Source organism: uncultured Parasphingorhabdus sp. (genome assembly GCF_963975735.1).
Classification (GTDB): domain Bacteria; phylum Pseudomonadota; class Alphaproteobacteria; order Sphingomonadales; family Sphingomonadaceae; genus Parasphingorhabdus.
This window is the reverse complement of sequence record NZ_CAXBIA010000014.1, coordinates 1-13,143: the sequence shown is the minus strand read 5'-3', so window position 1 is coordinate 13,143 and position 13,143 is coordinate 1. Positions and strand designations below refer to the sequence as shown.

14 protein-coding genes are annotated in these 13,143 nt (G+C 56.0%); 9 read left to right on the top strand and 5 right to left on the bottom strand.

Annotation, left to right across the window (positions count from 1 at the left end; genetic code table 11):
• From AACZ86_RS13315 to acs, 4 genes are all read left to right on the top strand, one after another.
• A complete protein-coding gene (locus tag AACZ86_RS13315) occupies window positions 1-561 on the top strand; it encodes a DUF1285 domain-containing protein (protein ID WP_339693321.1) in 561 nt (186 codons plus the stop codon).
• Entirely contained in the window at window positions 558-1,157 is a 600-nt protein-coding gene (locus AACZ86_RS13310) for a CoA pyrophosphatase (protein WP_339693319.1), read from the top strand. The genes AACZ86_RS13315 and AACZ86_RS13310 overlap by 4 nt, the downstream gene beginning before the upstream one ends.
• Window positions 1,154-2,374 carry a CCA tRNA nucleotidyltransferase gene (locus AACZ86_RS13305; protein WP_339693317.1) on the top strand — a complete coding sequence of 407 codons (1,221 nt, stop codon included), beginning with the start codon at window positions 1,154-1,156 and terminating at the stop codon, window positions 2,372-2,374. The genes AACZ86_RS13310 and AACZ86_RS13305 overlap by 4 nt, the downstream gene beginning before the upstream one ends.
• Window positions 2,375-2,454: 80 nt before the next feature.
• The gene (acs, locus tag AACZ86_RS13300; RefSeq protein ID WP_339693414.1) at window positions 2,455-4,416 is read left to right on the top strand and encodes an acetate--CoA ligase; all 1,962 of its coding nucleotides are present in this window, start codon (window positions 2,455-2,457) and stop codon (window positions 4,414-4,416) included.
• 97 nt (window positions 4,417-4,513) lie between these two features.
• On the opposite strand, the gene AACZ86_RS13295 is transcribed toward acs, so the two are convergent.
• Window positions 4,514-5,191: a nitroreductase gene (locus tag AACZ86_RS13295; protein WP_339693315.1), complete on the bottom strand. Its 678-nt coding sequence runs from the start codon at window positions 5,189-5,191 to the stop codon at window positions 4,514-4,516.
• A 158-nt stretch (window positions 5,192-5,349) separates the two neighbouring features.
• Between AACZ86_RS13295 and AACZ86_RS13290 the strand changes: the two genes are divergently transcribed.
• Both AACZ86_RS13290 and AACZ86_RS13285 read left to right on the top strand, forming a co-directional pair.
• On the top strand, window positions 5,350-5,529 hold the full coding sequence (locus AACZ86_RS13290) for a hypothetical protein (protein WP_339693314.1): 180 nt from the start codon (window positions 5,350-5,352) through the stop codon (window positions 5,527-5,529).
• Between the two features lie 169 nt (window positions 5,530-5,698).
• On the top strand, window positions 5,699-6,166 hold the full coding sequence (locus AACZ86_RS13285) for a hypothetical protein (RefSeq protein ID WP_339693313.1): 468 nt from the start codon (window positions 5,699-5,701) through the stop codon (window positions 6,164-6,166).
• Between the two features lie 572 nt (window positions 6,167-6,738).
• Here the strand turns inward: AACZ86_RS13285 and parC are convergent.
• The 3 genes from parC to AACZ86_RS13270 all read right to left on the bottom strand — a co-directional run bounded on the left by parC (window position 6,739) and on the right by AACZ86_RS13270 (window position 10,340).
• On the bottom strand, window positions 6,739-9,012 hold the full coding sequence (parC, locus tag AACZ86_RS13280; protein WP_339693312.1) for a DNA topoisomerase IV subunit A: 2,274 nt from the start codon (window positions 9,010-9,012) through the stop codon (window positions 6,739-6,741).
• Window positions 9,013-9,096: 84 nt separating this feature from the next.
• On the bottom strand, window positions 9,097-9,879 hold the full coding sequence (locus AACZ86_RS13275) for a ceramidase domain-containing protein (RefSeq protein WP_339693310.1): 783 nt from the start codon (window positions 9,877-9,879) through the stop codon (window positions 9,097-9,099).
• Window positions 9,876-10,340 carry a hypothetical protein gene (locus tag AACZ86_RS13270; RefSeq protein WP_339693308.1) on the bottom strand — a complete coding sequence of 155 codons (465 nt, stop codon included), beginning with the start codon at window positions 10,338-10,340 and terminating at the stop codon, window positions 9,876-9,878. The genes AACZ86_RS13275 and AACZ86_RS13270 overlap by 4 nt, the downstream gene beginning before the upstream one ends.
• Window positions 10,341-10,514: 174 nt before the next feature.
• On the opposite strand from AACZ86_RS13270, the gene purC reads away from it, so the two are divergent.
• The 3 genes from purC (at window position 10,515) to purQ (ending at window position 12,412) form a co-directional block, all read left to right on the top strand.
• Window positions 10,515-11,294: a phosphoribosylaminoimidazolesuccinocarboxamide synthase gene (gene purC / locus AACZ86_RS13265; RefSeq protein WP_339693306.1), complete on the top strand. Its 780-nt coding sequence runs from the start codon at window positions 10,515-10,517 to the stop codon at window positions 11,292-11,294.
• Between the two features lie 207 nt (window positions 11,295-11,501).
• Entirely contained in the window at window positions 11,502-11,756 is a 255-nt protein-coding gene (gene purS, locus AACZ86_RS13260) for a phosphoribosylformylglycinamidine synthase subunit PurS (RefSeq protein ID WP_339693304.1), read from the top strand.
• A complete protein-coding gene (purQ, locus tag AACZ86_RS13255) occupies window positions 11,756-12,412 on the top strand; it encodes a phosphoribosylformylglycinamidine synthase subunit PurQ (protein WP_339693302.1) in 657 nt (218 codons plus the stop codon). The genes purS and purQ overlap by 1 nt, the downstream gene beginning before the upstream one ends.
• A gap of 314 nt (window positions 12,413-12,726) precedes the next feature.
• Here the strand turns inward: purQ and AACZ86_RS13250 are convergent.
• Window positions 12,727-13,143, bottom strand: a 417-nt coding sequence (locus AACZ86_RS13250) for an OmpA family protein (RefSeq protein WP_339693300.1), incomplete at its 5' end; no start/stop codon positions are given.

The window sequence follows — 13,143 nt, the reverse complement described above, 5'->3', positions numbered from 1 at the left end:
ATGCCCTATACGCCGCCACCCGAACTTGCCTCGCTCTCCATCGCGGAAATCGCGGAATTGGCCGAAGCGCAGAAACTTCCCCCTGTCGATCAATGGGATCCGCAGGAGACTGGCGATAGCGAGATGCGTATCGCCGCCGACGGAATCTGGTATCATCAGGGCGACCCGATTCTGCGCCCCGCGATGGTGCGCGCCTTTTCCAGCATTCTCAGAAGAGAAGCAGATGCCAGCTATGCCCTGGTCACACCCTATCAGAAGCTGGGCATCATCGTCGACGATGCGCCGTTCGTCGCGGTTGAACTGGAAAGCGAAGGCAGCGGCGCAGAACGGACGCTGGCCTTCCGCCTCAACACCGATCATCTGGTGATCGCCGGTGCCGGTCATCCGTTGCGATTTGGCACGGACAAGCCGCAACCCTATCTGCATGTGCGAAACGGGCTGGAAGCAGTGCTGGCACGGCCGGTTTATTATCAGCTTGCGGAGTTGGCGCTCGAAGAGGACAGCAATCCGCTCGGCATCTGGTCAGCAGGAACTTTCTTCCCGATAGCGACCGATTCATGACTTTGCGCGACCGGCTGGAGAAAGCGCTGGTGAAAGGTCACGAAACTGATCTTGACCATCTCCTCTACAACGAACGCGACCATATCGATGACCTCAAGGTCCTGCGCGACGCGGCGGTGTTGATCGCGGTGACCGATCGCCCCGATCCGGGTATAATTTTCGTCCAGCGGCCCCAGCATATGCGCAATCATCCGGGACAGGTCGCCTTCCCTGGCGGCAAGATTGATCCGGGTGACCGGGATGCGATCGACGCGGCCCTGCGCGAAGCGCACGAGGAAGTCGCCCTCGATCGCAGCCATGTCGATATCATCGGCATGACCGACAGTTTCCAGTCGGGAAGCGGTTATAATATCCAGCCCGTGCTAAGCGTCATTCCGCCCGATCTGCCCTTTATCGCCGACCCCGGCGAGGTCGAAAGCTGGTTTGAAGCACCGCTGGATTTCCTGCTCGACCCCAAGAATCGCACCATCCACGAGGGGACCTGGAACGGGCGCAAGCGTCACTATTACGAAATCTACTGGCAAGAATATCGCATCTGGGGAATTACCGCCGGGATTTTGAATAATCTCGGAAAAAGGCTAGGCTGGGAACCATGATATTACCACCGGCAGACTGGATGGAAAGACGGGGCCTTGCGGCGTTGATTGCAGCGCTCGATGGCAGAGCACGCTTTGTCGGAGGGGCCGTGCGCGACACCCTGTTGAGGCTGGAAGTGAAAGATATTGACGTCGCTACACCCCTGCTGCCCGAGGATGTGATCGAGCGGCTCACCACAGCCTCGATCAAGGTCATTCCCACCGGCATCGCCCATGGCACGGTTACTGCCGTATTGCCGGACGGCCCGGTCGAAATCACAACGCTTCGCCGCGATGTTTCTACCGACGGGCGCCGGGCAACCGTGGCATTCAGTGATGATTGGCAGGAAGATGCCGCGCGCCGGGATTTCACCATCAACGCGCTCTCCGCCGATCCGCAGACTTTCGAGGTCTTTGACTATTTCGGCGGACTGGAGGATCTCGAAAATCTCCAGATCCGCTTCATCGGCTCGGCCGCAGAACGGATCGCCGAAGACCATCTGCGGATCATGCGCTATTTCCGCTTTCTCGCCCGCTTTGGCCAGGATCAGCTTGATGACGAGGCTTTCCTTGCCTGCACTGCGGCGGCGGCAAAACTGGAGAACCTGTCCCGCGAACGGGTGGCGGACGAACTTCTGAAACTGCTCGGCACCGAAGACCCGGTATTCGCGGTGAGCCAGATGCTCGAGGCCGGAATTTTCGCCCATATCATCGAAGCGTTTGATCAAGACGCGAGCGCCGCTTTGGGCCAGCTGGTCGCGCGAGAGAAGCGACTGCATTTGGCACCGACCGCGCTACGTCGCCTCGTGGCTCTGCTTCCCAAAGACGCGGACAAAGCGAGCCAGATTGCCAAGAGCCTGAAACTGTCCAGGAAACAGCAAAAGGCGATCGGTGAACGGCTTTCATCGCGGATAGCCGGGAACGCCCCGGAACCCAACATCGCGCCAACAGACATTCGCGCACTTGCCTATCGCACCAGCGTAGACACAGCACGTGATGTCGCGCTGCTGTTCGCCGAAGAGACCGCCCTGCCCGAGATGCTTGCGCAGCTTAAAGGCTGGCAGCCGCCAATCTTTCCGCTAACCGGCGGTGATTTGATCGAACAGGGCTTGAAACCCGGCCCGATTATAGCGAAGAGTTTGGCGAAAATAGAAGCGGCTTGGATTGCCCAAGGATTTCCGGACGAGCAGTGGGTCCGTAAATTCGTGGCAGATCAGGATTTGACGCTTCTGACATGAACCGGAACACCGGCGGTGACAGGATTGCTATTTACGGCGTGGAAGATATTCCACCAGACGCCGAAACAGGAGAGACAGAGATGACAGACAATGCAGGAAACAAGGATCTGGTCGCGTTGATCCCTTCGCCACGCGGCGATGCGCCCACCCATTGCACGGCAGCGGACTATGACCGGCTCTATCAGGAAAGCATCTCTGACCCCGACAGCTTCTGGTCGCAACAGGCCAAGCGCCTCGACTGGCAGACAACGCCCGCAAAAATATCCAACTGCTCCTTCGATCCGGTCTCGATCAAATGGTATGAAGACGGCATATTGAACATCTGCCACAACGCGGTCGACCGCCATGTTGCTGCTGGAAAAGGCGATGTCACCGCCCTGATTTTCGAACCCGATGACCCGAAGTCGCCCGGCCGCACCATCAGCTATGCCGAGCTGCAGGCAGAAGTCATCAAAATGGCCAACTGTCTCAAGAAACTGGGCGTCCAAAAGGGCGACCGGGTAACCGTCTACATGCCGATGATCCCCGAAGGCGCGATCGCCATGCTGGCTTGTGCCCGTATCGGCGCGATCCACAGCGTTGTCTTTGGCGGTTTCTCGCCCGATGCGCTGGCCGGCCGGATCGAGGATTGCGACAGCAAGTTCGTGATCTGTGCCGACGCAGGACGCCGCGGCGGCAAGCTTGTACCGCTCAAGACCAATGTCGACGAAGCGCTGACTCGCGCCGGCACGGACGTCACCGCTGTGCTGGTGATCAACCATACCGACACCGACGTAGAAATGACCGCTGGCCGCGATCACTGGTATCATGAAATTTCCGCCGACGTCCCAGCGGATTGTCCGTGCGAAATGATGAACGCCGAGGATCCTCTGTTCATTCTCTATACGTCCGGCTCGACCGGCAAACCCAAAGGCGTGCTCCACACAACCGGCGGCTATGCGGTATGGGTGGCGACGACTTTTCATTATGCGTTCGACTATCAGCCGGGCGAAATATTCTGGTGCTCGGCCGATATCGGCTGGGTCACCGGCCACAGCTATATCGTCTATGGGCCGCTGATCAACGGGGCCACCGAGATCATGTTCGAGGGCATCCCCAACTATCCCGATTTCGGTCGTTTCTGGGAAGTAGTGGAAAAGCACAAGGTCAATATCTTCTACACCGCACCGACCGCCATCCGCGCCCTGATGCGCGAAGGCGACGGGCCGGTGAAGGCCCATGACCGCTCGTCGATCCGTCTGCTCGGCACCGTCGGCGAACCGATCAATCCGGAGGCCTGGCGCTGGTATTATGACGTGGTCGGTGAAGGCAAGTCGCCGATCATCGACACCTGGTGGCAGACCGAGACCGGCGGCATCATGATCACCACCCTGCCCGGCGCGCATGGCATGAAACCGGGCAGCGCCGGCAAGCCGTTTTTCGGCGTTCAGCCCCAGCTGGTCGATGGAGACGGCAAGATATTGGAAGGAGCAACGGACGGAAATCTGTGCCTCACCGGCAGCTGGCCAGGACAGGCGCGCAGCGTCTATGGCGACCATGAGCGGTTCATCCAGACCTATTTCAGCACCTATAAGGGCAAATATTTCACCGGTGACGGCTGCAAGCGCGATGCCGACGATTATTACTGGATCACCGGCCGGGTCGACGATGTAATCAACGTCTCAGGCCACCGTATGGGCACGGCGGAAGTCGAATCCGCGCTGGTCTCGCACCCGCACGTCGCCGAAGCGGCGGTGGTCGGCTATCCCCATGATATCAAGGGACAGGGCATCTACTGCTATGTCACGCTGAACGCGGGCGTGGAAACATCTGAGGAACTGGTTGCCGAACTGCGCGGTCACGTTCGCAAGGAAATCGGACCGATTGCTACGCCCGACCATCTCCATCTTACCCCCGCTCTGCCCAAAACCCGCTCCGGCAAGATCATGCGGCGCATCTTGCGCAAGATTGCCGAGAATGAACATGGCGCGCTGGGTGACACATCAACGCTGGCCGATCCGAGTGTTGTGGATGCGCTGGTCGAAGGGCGCTTGAACAGATAATCCGTTCACCTGTGAAGGCAGCTATTCCTCTCCAGTCGGTTCGGCTTGGTGCATCAGGGAGATGGGCCCCTGCCTTCGCAGGGGCACGCGGCTCCAACTAGCCGTCGAAGCCGACAAACACCGAAGCTTCGTCTACCGACTTGCGCGTCGATACTACTGCGTTTGCCGGGAAACTCTCGTCTGGCCAGCCCAAAGCGATGCTCTTCATGATCACCTGATCATCGGCAATCCCGGCATGTTCGCGAACCACGGGCGATTGCATGATACCCTGGCTGTTGATGACCGTACCCAGGCCGCGTGACCAGGCCGCGTTTACGAGCGCCGTCGCAACAGCGCCGCAGTCAAATGGCGTGTCGTCGCTGCCGTCGACCGCGCGGTCATAGGTGATGATCACACATACCGGTGCGTCGAACTGCCGGAAGCCGCGCATGACCCAGTCCTGCCGCGCATCCTTGTCATCGCGCTCGATTCCCATCGCTGAAAAAAGCTGCTTCGCCACGCCAATCTGCCGCTCGCGGTGCTCGCCCGCAAATGGCTCACCTTGACGAAACTCGCGCGATTGCGGCACTCCGGCCAGCATCCGTTCGGTGTTGCCTGCACGAATTTTTTCGAGCGGCTCGCCGGTGATGACGTAGAAATTATAGGGCTGCGTATTCATCGACGAAGGCGCACGCATCGCCAGTCCGAGAATTTCCTCGATCAGCTCTTTTGCTACTGGTTCAGGTTTATAACCGCGTATGCTGCGGCGACCGAGGACAACTTCGTCAAACTTCATAAGTAGCTCCGATTAAAATGTTTGTCGCTGGCTAGCGGACAAATGGTCACATGCAAACCCCACTATCATCAGCGGTGCGGCATAAGGTCTAGGTCGCCGATGACAAGTCGGCCGCGATATTGGGTGCATGGCAGCTATAATCTGCTAAGTCATAGCCCATGAAAGAACATTTTGAACGCCACAAGCAGGCATGGACCAGCGAAGAAATCCAGAAGCTTCATGCCTTTGCAAAAAAGGGTATGACCCTCAAAGCCATTTCCAAAGCCCTGACCCGCAGCGAAGAATCGATCCGCACACGGTCGAAACTGGACAAGGTAAAAATCGCCAAGAAGCGCTAGGTTCTGATTTCGGATATTCTCCCACGGAGAACGCAGCGCAGCCATGGGAATTGTCACAGAAATCCTTGATCGGAGATTTGCCCGAATATTACCGCTGGTCTCGATTGACGACCGATTGATCGGTCGATACGGTAGAGCGAGTTTAATGTGCGACAGAGCGGGGCGATATATGACTGAGCACGAAGATCCGCTTTTTTTTAATGTCGATATTAGCAATCCGATCGATAATGCCCTCGATCAAATTGAAATCTCTGCTTCAAACGTCCAGCTGAAAGAAGGTCGCGCTGTAGATCCGGTGACTACCGCAGCATTACTGTTGAAAAGCCGCGCTGTCCGACTGGAGCATTTCCAGGATCGCCAGCCCGAAATTGATGATATAGGCTGGCACATCTTGCTGGATCTGATGGTTTCAACGAATATGGAAAAACCGGTGGCGATGCATGATCTTGCCACGACACATAATTTGGCAATGAATACAGTGTCCAGATATGTCCGCTATTTGAGCCGTATTGGGCTGATCGACAAGGATATTGAGGCTGAAGCTGAGCAAAAGGCGCCATTAAAACTAACCGCATCCGGTGATGTTCTGATCCGCGCTGCTCTTCATGATATCAGTCAGGAACTGGCAAATTTCTGACCAGTTTTTCGTCAGAAACTAAGCAGCTCTTGTATCCGCAGATGTCCTTTCGACGTCTGCAATCTGACAAAGTTCAACAATTGCTATATCAACATGAATTGCAGCTATATCTGCGTTGATAGAGTCAAGTTGCGATAATATCTGTTCGAGTTGATCAATCCAATCTCGCATAGTCTGGTTGTCACTGCTCATAGGTTTAGAGAATTCTTTCTGCTATAGATTGAGCGACTAAATCCGACCAGTTGCATTTGACTCTATTTCATCAAAAAGTCAACTATTTACAAATAACGCACATTAACTAGACTCGATCTTGAATATTTTTTTGAATATTCGACAGTGGCCGTAACTGCCCCCTCACGCAAGCCGATGTAACATAAAGTAAATTAATTCTAAGTCTTAGTATATAAAATTATCGATCAATTGTCCGCATGATTGTGCAGAACTGTCCGACGAGAAAAACATCGAACCAGTATATGCAAACAGAAATATTATCAATATCACTGCCCCCGATTTCAAAACCATTATGGGTTAGTCTCTGAAGGAAATGCCTGTCAGAACGCCCATGTCTGGCTTCAATCAAACTTCCCGCTCTTCGGAAATCCGGTCGGTGGCAAACGTCCCGCCGCGCCGCGCGCTACCCGCCACATGGTGAGATCATTCTCGGTCCGCGTGCGGCCACTGTCTCCACCCATCGCCCAACTCAGGCCATCTTCAAGTCTGAACACAGTCGCGTCAGACAGTCCGCCATCCTTGTAACGTTGCAGCATGACTCCCTGTCCCTTCGCCATTTCCGGCATTTCAGAGAGAGAGAAAACGACCAGCTTGCGGTTCTCGCCAATCGCCGCGACATGGTCGGCGCCTTCGGGAACCCGTCGGACTACAGTCAGCCGCGCATCGCCCTTCAGATTGACGACCTGACGGCCCTTTTTGGTTTCCGCGACGACATCGGCAATATTGCAGATAAAACCGCGTCCCCAGGTGGAGGCAATCAACAGCTTCGCTTTCATGTCCGCGACCATCAGCGCCATCGGCTCGGCATTCGCCTCGAGATCGACCATCGACCCGACCGGCTCGCCGAAGCCACGCGCGCCGGGCAGCTTGTCTGCCCCGATCGTATAAAAACGTCCGTTATCGCAGCACATCAAAAGCTTGTCGGTAGTCTGTGCGTGGAACGCATATTTCGGACCATCGCCTTCCTTGAACTTGAAGCTGTCCGGTGCAGAGAGGTCCGCGTGCCCCTTCATCGCCTTGATCCAGCCGCGCTGCGACATGATCACGGTGACCGGTTCTTTCTCGATAAACGCCTCAAGCGAAATTTCCCGTGCCGGTGCTGCCTCGATCAGCATAGTCCGCCGAGCGCCCAGCGCCGTGTCCTCGGCGTAAAGCTTGCGAAGGTCGGACAGGTCCTTCTTCAGCCGTGTCTTCTGCCGCGCCGGGCTTTCGATCAGCTTTTCAAGTCCATCCCGTTCTGCGAGCAGCTTGTCGCGCTCGCTGCGCAATTCCATTTCTTCGAGCTTGCGCAACGACCGCAGCCGCATATTGAGAATCGCCTCGGCCTGCCGGTCGGTTAGCTTGAACTCTTCCATCAGCATCGGCTTGGGTTCGTCGTAATTGCGAATGATCTCGATCACGCGGTCGAGATTGAGATAGGCAATGATATAGCCTTCGAGCAATTCCAGCCGGGCATCAATCTTGTCGAGACGATGCTGCGAGCGGCGGAGCAGCACTTCGATCTGATGGACAATCCATTGTTTCAGCACTTCGGTGATGCCCATCACCTTGGGCACCCGGTCCTTGTCGAGCACATTCATGTTGAGCGAGAAACGATTTTCCAGATCGGACATCCGGAACAGCGCGTTCATCAGGTCTTCGGGGTCGACGGCGCGGCTCTTCGGTTCCAGGACGATCCGTACCTGCTCGTCGGATTCGTCGCGGATATCGGCGAGTATCGGCAGTTTCTTGTCGGCGATGATCTGGGCGATTTGCTCGATCAGCTTGCCCTTTTGCACCTGATAGGGAATTTCGGTGACGACAATCTGCCATGCACCGCGCCCTTCGGCGTCTTCCTTCTCCCACTTGCAGCGCACCCGCATCGCGCCGCGTCCGCTTTCATAGGCAGCGTCAATGACGGATTTGGGATCGACCAGAGTGCCGCCCGTCGCAAGATCGGGGCCCTTGATGATCTCCATGATCTCGGCATGCTCGGCCTTGGGCGAATCAATCAACAGCGTAGCTGCATCGATAATCTCGTGAACATTATGAGACGGGATGCTGGTCGCCATGCCCACGGCAATGCCGCTCGCGCCATTTGCGAGGAGATTGGGAAACAGGCCGGGCATGACTTCCGGCTCTTCGTCTTCGCCATTATAAGTGGGTTTGAAATCGACCGTGCCTTCGTCGAGACCGTGCATCAACTCGATCGCCGTGCGGGTCAGCCGGGCTTCTGTGTAACGATAGGCAGCTGCGTTATCACCATCGATATTGCCGAAATTGCCCTGCCCGTCGACCAACGGATAGCGCAGCGAGAATGTCTGGGCGAGGCGGACCATCGCGTCATAGACCGACTGGTCGCCATGCGGGTGATATTTACCGATAACATCGCCGACCACGCGAGCACATTTCTTGTAACCTTGCGAGGGATCGAGCTTGAGCAGCCGCATCGCCCACAATAGGCGCCGATGCACAGGCTTTAGGCCATCACGCAAATCCGGCAGCGACCGCGCGGTGATCGTCGACATCGCGTAAATCAGATAGCGTTCGGATAGCGCCGCATCAAAGGGCGCCTCGACTATCGCATCAAATTCATCTTCGGGTTCTTCGGGCGGGGCTTCGGTTACATCACTCATGCGAGAAGCGATAGCAGGCTGGATTCATGCTTGGTAGTGGGAAAGTGGCGGAATGACGATGGAGCCTGCCTTCGTGACACGATTTTATCTTACCGGCCGCTCGCTGCGATAATAGAGAAAAACAAACCACAATGCGACAGCGCCAAGCAAGTGCCAGATTGCATGGCCCTGCAACAGGCTGTCGGGCGCACAAAGCTGGCCGCGCTGATCCAGATTCCAGATCGTGAAGGCGACAATATTGGCGACAAGACCCGCAACATAATAGCCGGTCCGGACCTGAAGGCGCAGCGGTCTGGCAAAGACAAGTTCGAGGACAATCGCGGCGAGCAGGATGACCGCAAAGAGCCAGCGGCGGACCTCGGGGAGCGCATAGAGGATCGCAACAAGCACCGCACAAAGCAGTCCGTAATAGATCATTGCACGCCGGTCCGGGATGCTCCGCCATTTCGCCAGTGCACTGACCAGAAAAAATCCGCTGACCAGATACATGCCAAGCACATCGAAAAACTGCCCCCATAATGTGAGCGTGGCGTGGAGCAGGACGGATCCAGTTCCGACGATGATCGCGGCCACCCCAAGCATGTTGGCGGAAAGAGGCGGCAAGGCCGAATTCCAGTCACGCGACCGGGCCATCAGGATCATCAGAAAACCGATGAAGACGAAGCCTAGTGACGACAGGCTGTTCGCGGGCTGTAACAACAACGCGCCGGTTCTCGGCATTTCGCAAAAGCATCTCGTTTCGGTGCAGGTTGCCGAAGCGAACCGCGACCAGTCTGGGCCAAACAAACTCAGCAAGCCGATGGCTATTGTTGCAGCCAGTGCTGTTAGCGCCAAAGCAGCAAACAGCTTTCCCGGAATGTTGGTCATCGAGTCAGCCACTCTCTTGGCAATGCCAACCCTTCGCGCTCATTGTCCCAGATAATCCCCATGATCCACCAGCGGCCACTCGGTTTTCCGTCCTCGCCGATATCATCATTCCAGAGATGGATCATGTTTACGCCGCGAAACTGGATTTCAGGATGGTCCGGGGTCTCGCGCGCCTCATAGGCGGAATAGACATGGGCGACCTGACCGAAAATATCGATCTTGCGGCCGATTTCGATCTCGTAAAAGGATTTGCCTTCCAGCAACGGGATTGTCGCCTCGACAAACTCATCATAGCTGAACGGATAGGCGACCGGCTTGCCATCTTCGATCCGCGTCCGGACAAGCACGCAGCGCGGATGATAGATTCCGCGGTCGCGCTCCCAGTCCTGCCCACCCGGCGGCCCCGATATACAATCGTAGAGCGTGTCCAGGACTTCATCTATGGTCGTATATTGGGTCATCGCGATCACAATCTCTCGGTTTGTTCGGCCAACCATCATGAAACGGGATTGATTGCGCCGCAAGTCGGTTTCGCATATAGGAAGGCTCGGTTGCCCCGATCCGTTCAATCCGTCATGATTCGAACAATCGGGGCATGATTTTTTGTCGCTCTCTTTGCGAAGTGGAACCAAGCAATGTCCCGTCGCCGCCAAATCTACGAAGGCAAGGCCAAGATTCTATACGAAGGCCCCGAACCCGGTACCATCATCCAGTATTTCAAGGATGATGCCACCGCTTTCAACGCCGAGAAAAAGGGCACGATCAACGGCAAGGGCGTGATCAACAATCGCATCAGCGAGCATATTTTTACGCTGCTCGGCCATATCGGTATCCCGAGCCATTTCATCCGTCGCCTCAACATGCGCGAACAGCTCGTCAAACAGGTCGAGATTGTCCCGATTGAAGTGATCGTCCGCAATGTCGCAGCCGGCTCTCTTTCCAAACGCCTCGGCATTGAAGAGGGCACACCGCTGCCGCACACATTGCTGGAATATTGCTACAAGGATGATGCGCTCGGCGATCCGCTGGTTGCAGAAGAGCATATCGCCTGCTTCGGTTGGGCCAGTCAGGAGGAAATGCAGGATATTTCCGCCATGGCCATCCGGATAAACGACTTCATGGCCGGAATGTTTGCCGGAATCGGCATCCGGCTGGTCGATTTCAAACTCGAATTCGGGAGAGTTTTCGAAGGAGATTTCTCGCGGATCATTCTGGCCGACGAAATCAGTCCGGATGGTTGCCGTCTGTGGGACATTGAAACCAATGAAAAGCTGGACAAAGACCGTTTCCGGCGGGATTTGGGCGGGGAGGCCGAAGCTTATCAGGAAGTTGCAAGACGCCTGGGACTATTCCCCGAAGGCGGAGTCAGCGAAGTGGCGGATCTGGACAGCGAACGGAAGAAGCGCGGAAAATAACCAGCGCTTCCAGGCCCGTCGCCAATGAATATCCGGTCGGAGGATGCTCGGTCACGGTGACCGGCATCCGCCGTTTCAAAATTGACGGGCTGTCGTGATCTCATTCCACCATATGTCTGTTCCATTTTTCTTTCTTGCTCTTGCCCCGGCTAATCTTGGCGCTATAGCAAGGCAATATTGGCCGGCGGAACAGAGCGAGAGCGAAGCATGAAAGTCAGAATTTTTGTAACGTTGAAAGACGGTGTGTTGGACCCTCAGGGGAAAGCCATACATCACGCTTTGGAAAGCCTGGATTTTTCCGGGGTCAATGACGTTCGCGCCGGCAAGCTGATCGAACTGGATGTTGACCCGTCCGTCAGTCGGGAAGAAATCGACAGAATGTGCGACAAGCTGCTCGCAAATACTGTCATCGAAAATTATGAAATCGAGCTACCGGAAACTGCCTCGGGGACTATGTCCTGATGCAATCCGCAGTGATCGTCTTTCCTGGCTCGAACTGCGACCGCGATATGGCTGTCGCACTGGAAACAGTTTCGGGCAAAAAACCGCATATGGTCTGGCACGGAGACAGTGAACTTCCTTCAGGCCTGGATGTCATCGCCATTCCGGGTGGATTTTCCTACGGGGATTATCTGCGGTCAGGCGCGATGGCCTCGCGATCCAATATTATTAAGGCGGTTGTCGAAGCGGCCCAGCGCGGCGTCAGGATATTGGGTGTGTGCAACGGGTTCCAAATCCTCACCGAAACGGGCCTGTTGCCCGGTGCGCTGATGCGCAACAGCGACATTCATTTTGTCTGCAAAGACGCGGATCTAGATGTCACGAATAACGACACCATATTTACGTCTGGCTATGCCAAAAATGCTGCTGTCTCGATACCGGTAGCCCACCATGACGGTAATTTCTTTGCGGACCAGGACACGCTTGACCGGCTCGAGAATGAGGACCGGGTCGCGTTTCGCTATCGCAACGATATCAACGGTTCATCGCGCAATATTGCCGGCATTATCAACGAAGCGGGCAATGTCCTTGGCATGATGCCGCACCCGGAACGTGCGATTGACAAACAGCATGGCGGGACGGACGGGCTGCCATTGTTCGAAAGCCTGCTGCGCTAATAGCGCATTGCCCGGACTAGCCCGACCAGCCGGTAGAACCGCCGAGATACAGGATGGCGGTTCAAGCTGATCCACCTTCATATCGATCGACATGGATCACCCATATTTTTGATCGATCATAACTGACTTGGTCAGCCAAGACGGCACGTCCGCGCGCCGATTGCTGCAGCATTAAAAATACGAAAGACTTTCAACTGCATCGGTTGAAGCACCGTTGCACATGTCGGTTGCGGATCAATCATATCACTGGTCTGCAAACGAAAAAGGGCCGGTCCGAAGACCAGCCCTTTCCACAATTCGTATATATGTCGGTATTAGTTACCGGAACCAGGTCCGTACATAACTTCAACACGACGGTTCTGAGGCTCGCGAACGCCGTCTGCGGTTTCAACGCGAGGACGCGATTCACCGAAGGCTTCACTCGAGATAGAGCCGCCGCCAATTCCGCGCGATTCAAGATACGCACGAACAGCACCGTTGCGACGCTGGGACAGACCGACGTTGTAGCTGGCAGAACCAGATTTGTCAGCGTGACCAGCCAGCATGACCTGAGCCGAACCACAATCACCATATGCGGTAACCGCATTGTCAAGAACCGAAGCCGCTTCTGGTGTGATGTCCGACTGATCCCAGTCAAAGAACACAATATAAGGGCCAGGCGCACATACCGACGCTGGTGGCGGCGGTGGTGGCGGTGGTGGAGGTGGCGGTGGTGGTGGAGGCGGTGGTGG